The following is a 5,676-nucleotide window of genomic DNA, read 5'->3' as shown; positions in this document are numbered from 1 at the left end:
GTGACCTGCGCGTTCCGTGTGCGCCCGGGTCGTTGAGGTGGCCCTGCGGGAAGGCGTCGCCGGACGGGCAGCCGGGAACTATAGTGCAACTCATTAAGCGTATTGCTGTTTGGGTTGGCCTAGTTGTGGTGGCGGTGTGACGGACGAGGAGGCCTGGCGGGCTCCTGTCCGGACGCGATCGGAGGCGATCGCCTGCCCCGCACGACGGCCCGCCCCGGAGCCCGGGTCCCTGGATCGTCGCGAAGCGACCATCCGGGGGGAAGGCCTGACCTGGAGGTGCCGTGACGACGCACGACGCGGGGTTGCTCGCGCGGTTGGAGCAGGTGGAGGCGCGGCTCGCGATCGAGCAGCTGCCGATCCGGTACGCGCTCGCGGTCGATGGACGTGACCTCGACGCCTGGGTTTCGCTGTTCGTGCCGGATGTCAACTGCGGGCGGCACGGCCAGGGCCGCGAGGCGCTGCGGGACTACATCGCACCCAGCCTGCGGTGGTTCTACCGGTCGGTGCACCAGATCTGCGGCCATCGGGTGGAACTGCTCGACGCGGACAACGCCCGCGGGCAGGTGTACTGCCGGGCCGAGCACGAGGTCGGCGACCGCTGGATCGTCATGGCCATCTGCTACTTCGACACCTACCGCCGGGTCGACGGAGAGTGGCTGTTCGACCGCAGGGACGAGCGCCACTGGTATGCCGCCGACGCCAACGAGCACCCGCAGGCCGTGGGCTTCGACAGCTGGGGCACCTCGACGACGCCACCTGGTCTGCCCTGGTCCTTTCCGGCTTGGGCGGGTTTCTGGGAGGGTGTCGACACCACCGGGCTGACCGCGTCCGGGGCGGCTGCGCCTGTGGCTGCGGTGGTCGTATCCGGGCCAACCGCTGCCGCCCGGACTACCCGGGCATGACCGCCGGGGACGGGACAACCGGGGCTGGAGCCACTGGGGCTGGAGCCACTGGGGCCGGGACGACGTGGACGGCCCAGCTCGCCGAGGCCTGGTCGGGCCCGGGCGCGAGCCGGCTGGCCGTGAGCAGCGGGACCGTCCGCTGGTCCGGCGCTGACCTGCTGTGTTACGCCGCGGGCGCGGCCGGCTGGCTGGACAGCCTCGCCGTGGGTGTGGGGACCCCGCTGCCGGCCCTGGTCTCGACCACGCTGGAAGCACTCGCGCTGACCATCGCCGGGGCAGCCACCCGGCGTCCGCTTGCGCCGATCAGCACCAGGCTTACCATTCGGGAGCTCTCCAGCTGCCTGGCCGGCCTCGCTGGCGACCTGCTCCTGGCCGAACCAGCCGTTGAAGATCTTGGACGCGAGGTGGCGGCGGCAACGGGCCGAAGGCTTGTCGTGCACCCGCCGGCCGCCGCGTCCGACCGGCCATTGTCCGACCGGCCGGCGGCGGAGCAGCCGGGCCCGGAACAGACCGCGCTGATCCTGCACACGTCCGGCACCTCCGGAGTGCCCAAGCCGGTGTTCGTGGCTCAGGGCAAGCTCGCGGTGCGGGTCCAGGTCAACGCGGCGATCGTCCACCTCGCACCGGGCAGCGTGTACGCATCCGGTTCGCCGTACCATCACATCGCCGGTCTCGGCATGATCGCGGTTGCGTTGGGTGCTGGTGCCACGGTCGTCTGTTCGCCGCCGTTCTCGCCGCGGACCTGGCGGGAGCTGGCCGACCACGGCACGACGCACGCCCTGCTGGTGCCGACGATGATCGACCGGCTGCTCGCGGAGAACGCCCTCGCGCTGCCCACGCTGCGGGTGTTGCAGTATGGCGCATCCCCGATTCATCCGGACACGCTCCGTGAGGCGATGGCCGTTCTCCCGGACGTCGACTTTGTTCAGATCTTCGGGCAGACGGAGGGCTCTCCGATCACCTGTCTGAGCTTCGAGGATCACCGGCTTGCCGCCACGACCCGGCCTGAGCTGTTGCGTACGGTCGGCCGCGCGGCCCAGGGCGTGGAACTGCGGGTGGCCGATCCGGCACCGGACGGCAGCGGCGAGATCCGGGCCCGGGGCGAGCACCTTTTCCGTCCCGCGGCCGACGGCTGGCTCCACACCGGGGACCTCGGGCGTATCGATCCCAGCGGCTATGTCACGCTGCTGGGCCGGCGCGGTGATCGCATCGTGCGGGGTGGGGAGAACGTGGATCCGCTGGAGGTGGAACAGGTCCTCAGCCTCCATCCGGCGATCCGTGAGGTTGCCGTGGTCGGCCGGGCCGACCGGCGCTGGGGGCAGGTTGTGAAGGCCTTCATCGTCCTGGTGGACCCACATGATCCACCGGATGTCGAGGAGCTGCGCCTGTTCGCGCGAGAGTCCCTGAGCGGATTCAAGGTGCCCGCCGAATGGGAGATGATCGATACTCTGCCGAGGGGCGCGGCCGGCAAGGTGCTGCGCCGCGTGCTGGAATCATGACCGCAGCGGGCAGCGGCCCAGCGGCCGTCGACACAGCGACCGTCGACACAGTTGGGACGGCGGCGGCCGAGATCCGGTCGGTTGGGCCGCGGATCGGGGTCCGGCCACCCTTCGCGTTGCTGCGCAGCGGCACGGAGCGGCTGTTCGACGCCGCGCGGCAGGTACGGGATCTCGGTTTCGACCATGCTGTCATCGGCGACCACGTGAGCTTTCGCGGTGGCTATGGCTCCGACGGGCTCATCCAGGCCACCGCGCTGTTGATGGCCGCGCCCGGCGTCGAGGTGCACACCGGGGTGTTCCTGCTCCCGCTGCGGCACCCCGTCCCGGTGGCGCGTCAGGTAGCCACGCTCGCCGCCCTGGCACCCGGCCGGTTCGTCTTCGGCGTGGGCATCGGAGGCGAGGACCGTGCCGAGATCGAGGCCTGCGGCGTCGACCCCGCCACCCGCGGCCGCCGGATGGACGAGGCGCTCGTCGTGTTGCGGGCGCTGCTGGCCGGCGAGGCGGTGACGGTCGACGGCGAGCACTTCCGGCTCCGGGACGTGCGGGTGTCGCCGCCGCCGGCTGTCGCCGTACCGATAGTGATCGGTGGCCGATCGGCCGCGGCGGTCCGGCGCGCGGGCCGGCACGGTGACGGCTGGCTCGGCGTGTGGGTCTCGCCCGATCGTTACGCCGCGGTCACCGCCGAGATCGACGGCGTCGCGGTCTCAGCCGGGCGGACCGGGACGGCCTGGCGGCACGCGCTGCTCGTCTGGTGCGGCTTCGGCAGGTCCGTGGAGGACGCGGGCTGCTCGGTCTCGCGGGCGATGGAGAGTTTCTACGGTGTGCCCTTCGACCGTTTCTCGAAGTACGTGCCCCGGGGAACGCCCCAGGACGTGGCCGAGGCCCTGGTGCCCTACCTTGAGGCGGGCTGCCGCGATGTGCATCTGCTGCCGGTCGCGAGTGATGAGGACGAGGCGATGGAGTCCGCGGCACAGGTGCGGCGCCTGCTTGTGCGGCGTGGGTGAGCGCCTGGAGGAGTAAGAGCGCCCGAGGATAGGACTGTCCGGCTCGCGGCTCGCGGCATCCCGCCCGGCCGCGTTGTCGTCAGTCGGCGCCCACCACCAGGGCGCCTTCCTCCGCAGCCTTGCCGGACCGGGCGCGGATGAGCCGTTCGCTGGTCGAACGCCCTATCCTCGGGCGCTCTAAGCCGGTAAAAGTATTAATGATTGCTCTATCTGGTGGCTGGAATCCTCGGCCGCCCGCCTTCAACGACGAGGAGTAGGGGAGTATTCGTGGGGCAGTTCACGTTCCCGGTGGAGGCCGGTCAGATTTTGCTTTTCGCGCGTTCGGTCGGGGATCCCAACCCCGTCTACCACGATGCGCAGCGGGCCAGCGAGTCCGAGGCCGCGGGCATCATCGCGCCGCCGACGTTTGTGCAGTCCTCCGCCCAGTACGATCCCGACTACCCGCTGCGGCCACATGCCGGCGAGCCGTGGTTTGGCTCCGGCCGGGAGCCCACCGGAGTCACCGAGCCCGTCTCCGGCGGTGGCCGGCTGCACGCCGAGCAGCACTTCGAGTACTTCCGGCAGGTCCGGCCGGGGGACGTGCTCGAGGTGACCACCATCCCGGGCGGCACCTGGGAGAAGACGGGCCGGCGCGGCGGCAGGCTGGTGTTCGAAGAACAGGTCACCGAGTACCGGGACGCCGCCGGTGAGCTGGTGGTCCGGGCCCGCGGTGTGAGCGTACGACCGGAGAAGCCGGTTGAGCAGGGAGCGAACTGATGGCACTGCGTGGGGCTGACGTGAAGGTCGGCGAGGTTCGCGAGCAGGTGCTCGTCGAGGACCTCACCCGGACGCAGATCGTGCAGTACGCCGGGGCTTCCGGGGACTACAACCCGCTGCACACCGATGGTGTGTACGCACACGACGCGGCCGGCTACCCGGGTGTGTTCGCGCACGGGATGCTGGCGATGGGTATGACCGCCCGCGCCGTCACCGATCTGGTGGGCGACGGCCGTCTCACCCGCTACGGCGTCCGGTTCAAAAGCCAGATCTGGCCGGGTGACCGGCTGACCGCCCGTGTCGTCATTGCCGGTCTGCGCGACGACGACGGCGTCGCCCTCGTCGACCTCGACGTGGTCACGGTCAACGAGCGGGGCGAGGAGGTCATCGCCGGCTACGCCACCGCCCGCGTGGACTGAGCTCCCAGGCTCCCGCCGGCTTCCCGGGAAGCCGGGAAGCCGGGGTGCTTGGGGCGTTTGGGACAACATCGAGAAAGCATGATCGGCGCGAGTTTGTTCCTGGGTACGCCTGTCGACCGGAAACGCGTACCTGACGACAGACTCGCGCCGATCTTCTGGATGGCCGTTGCTCTGCTGGCTGCCTGGGCCGTCCAGGGCCGGCTTCAGAGGGCCGTCGCGGCGGGTTTGCGGCCGAGTTCGTCCAGCAGCGTCTGGCTGTAGGCGATCCGTCCGGTGATGTCTCCCTCGACCAGGGCCAGCGCGGCTTCGGCCAGCACCGAGGGATCCTCGAGCGGGAAGTCCGCGACGAGGTCGTGCGCGCCCGCTCCGGGTGTCGCGACGTTGTCGAGCGGGGCGAGCGCGTTGGCCCGGATGCCGTGACGGTACCCCTCGGACGCGACCGCGGTGGTGAAACGCTCCAGCGCCGCCTTGCACAGCCCGTATGCGGAGAAACCGCGTTCGTACACGGCGTCGAACGGCGGGCCCTCGGGGTGCTGCGCGGCCCGGGAGGAGATGTTGAGCAGCCAGCCGGCTCCCCGCGCGCGCATGCCGGGAAGAACGAGCTGGGTGAGTTCGAACGGCGCCCACACCTGCACTTCGATCATCAGACGGAAACGCTTCTCGCTGAACTCCTCGACTGGCGCGAGAAAGGTGACCGCGGCGTTGTTCACGAGGATGTCGACCGGGCCGAATGCCTCGACGGTCTCGGCGACGATGCGGCGCCGGTCGTCGACGGACGAGAGGTCGCCGCGGACGGCGACGGCCTCGTGACCGGCGGCCCGGATGCCCTCGACCGTTTCCCGCAGGCTTCCGGAGTACCGGGGGTCGGGCTCGAGGGTACGCGCCATGGCCGCGACCCGGGCTCCCTCGCTCGCGAGCCGGAGCGCCACGGTCGCTCCGATGCCGCGGCTGGCCCCGGTGACCAGCGCGACCTTTCCGTCCAGCGTCCCCACGGACCCTCCTACGGTGAGAGACTCCCGGGACCGCTGGGTGCGTGGTAAGAACCGCCACCGCGCACCCAGCGGCCGACCGGGTTGGTCTGATAATGATCAGGCGA

General features: G+C 70.7%; 6 protein-coding genes. 5 read left to right on the top strand and 1 reads right to left on the bottom strand.

Translation table 11 applies throughout. The features are described 5' to 3' along the window. The first annotated feature begins 302 nt into the window (after positions 1-302). The 5 genes from MJ797_RS05125 to MJ797_RS05105 all read left to right on the top strand — a co-directional run bounded on the left by MJ797_RS05125 (position 303) and on the right by MJ797_RS05105 (position 4,580). Entirely contained in the window at positions 303-902 is a 600-nt protein-coding gene (locus tag MJ797_RS05125; protein ID WP_374581473.1) for a nuclear transport factor 2 family protein, read from the top strand. Continuing rightward, a complete protein-coding gene (locus MJ797_RS05120) occupies positions 899-2,401 on the top strand; it encodes a class I adenylate-forming enzyme family protein (protein ID WP_239332329.1) in 1,503 nt (500 codons plus the stop codon). Before MJ797_RS05125 ends, MJ797_RS05120 begins: the two co-directional genes overlap by 4 nt. Then, complete coding sequence (locus tag MJ797_RS05115; RefSeq protein WP_239332327.1) at positions 2,398-3,405, top strand: LLM class flavin-dependent oxidoreductase; 1,008 nt, start codon at positions 2,398-2,400, stop codon at positions 3,403-3,405. The genes MJ797_RS05120 and MJ797_RS05115 overlap by 4 nt, the downstream gene beginning before the upstream one ends. A gap of 267 nt (positions 3,406-3,672) precedes the next feature. Then, positions 3,673-4,161, top strand: a complete 489-nt coding sequence (locus MJ797_RS05110; protein ID WP_239332325.1) for a MaoC family dehydratase N-terminal domain-containing protein — start codon at positions 3,673-3,675, stop codon at positions 4,159-4,161. Continuing rightward, a complete protein-coding gene (locus MJ797_RS05105; protein WP_239310084.1) occupies positions 4,161-4,580 on the top strand; it encodes a MaoC/PaaZ C-terminal domain-containing protein in 420 nt (139 codons plus the stop codon). The genes MJ797_RS05110 and MJ797_RS05105 overlap by 1 nt, the downstream gene beginning before the upstream one ends. A gap of 203 nt (positions 4,581-4,783) precedes the next feature. Here MJ797_RS05105 and MJ797_RS05100 read toward each other — a convergent pair whose 3' ends face one another. After that, entirely contained in the window at positions 4,784-5,572 is a 789-nt protein-coding gene (locus MJ797_RS05100) for an SDR family NAD(P)-dependent oxidoreductase (RefSeq protein WP_239332323.1), read from the bottom strand. Positions 5,573-5,676: the final 104 nt, after the last annotated feature.

The organism is Protofrankia sp. CiP3 (genome assembly GCF_917627345.1).
GTDB lineage: Bacteria > Actinomycetota > Actinomycetes > Frankiales > Frankiaceae > Protofrankia.
Note: the sequence above shows the minus strand (reverse complement) of the source record. Positions and strands in the feature narration are given on the sequence as shown.

What these genes read in the sequence shown, in the direction of transcription:
- MJ797_RS05120 (WP_239332329.1), top strand. Translation starts at nt 899, where the DNA reads ATGACCGCCGGGGACGGGACAACCGGGGCTGGAGCCACTGGGGCTGGA.
- MJ797_RS05115 (WP_239332327.1), top strand. Translation starts at nt 2,398, where the DNA reads ATGACCGCAGCGGGCAGCGGCCCAGCGGCCGTCGACACAGCGACCGTC.
- MJ797_RS05105 (WP_239310084.1), top strand. Translation starts at nt 4,161, where the DNA reads ATGGCACTGCGTGGGGCTGACGTGAAGGTCGGCGAGGTTCGCGAGCAG.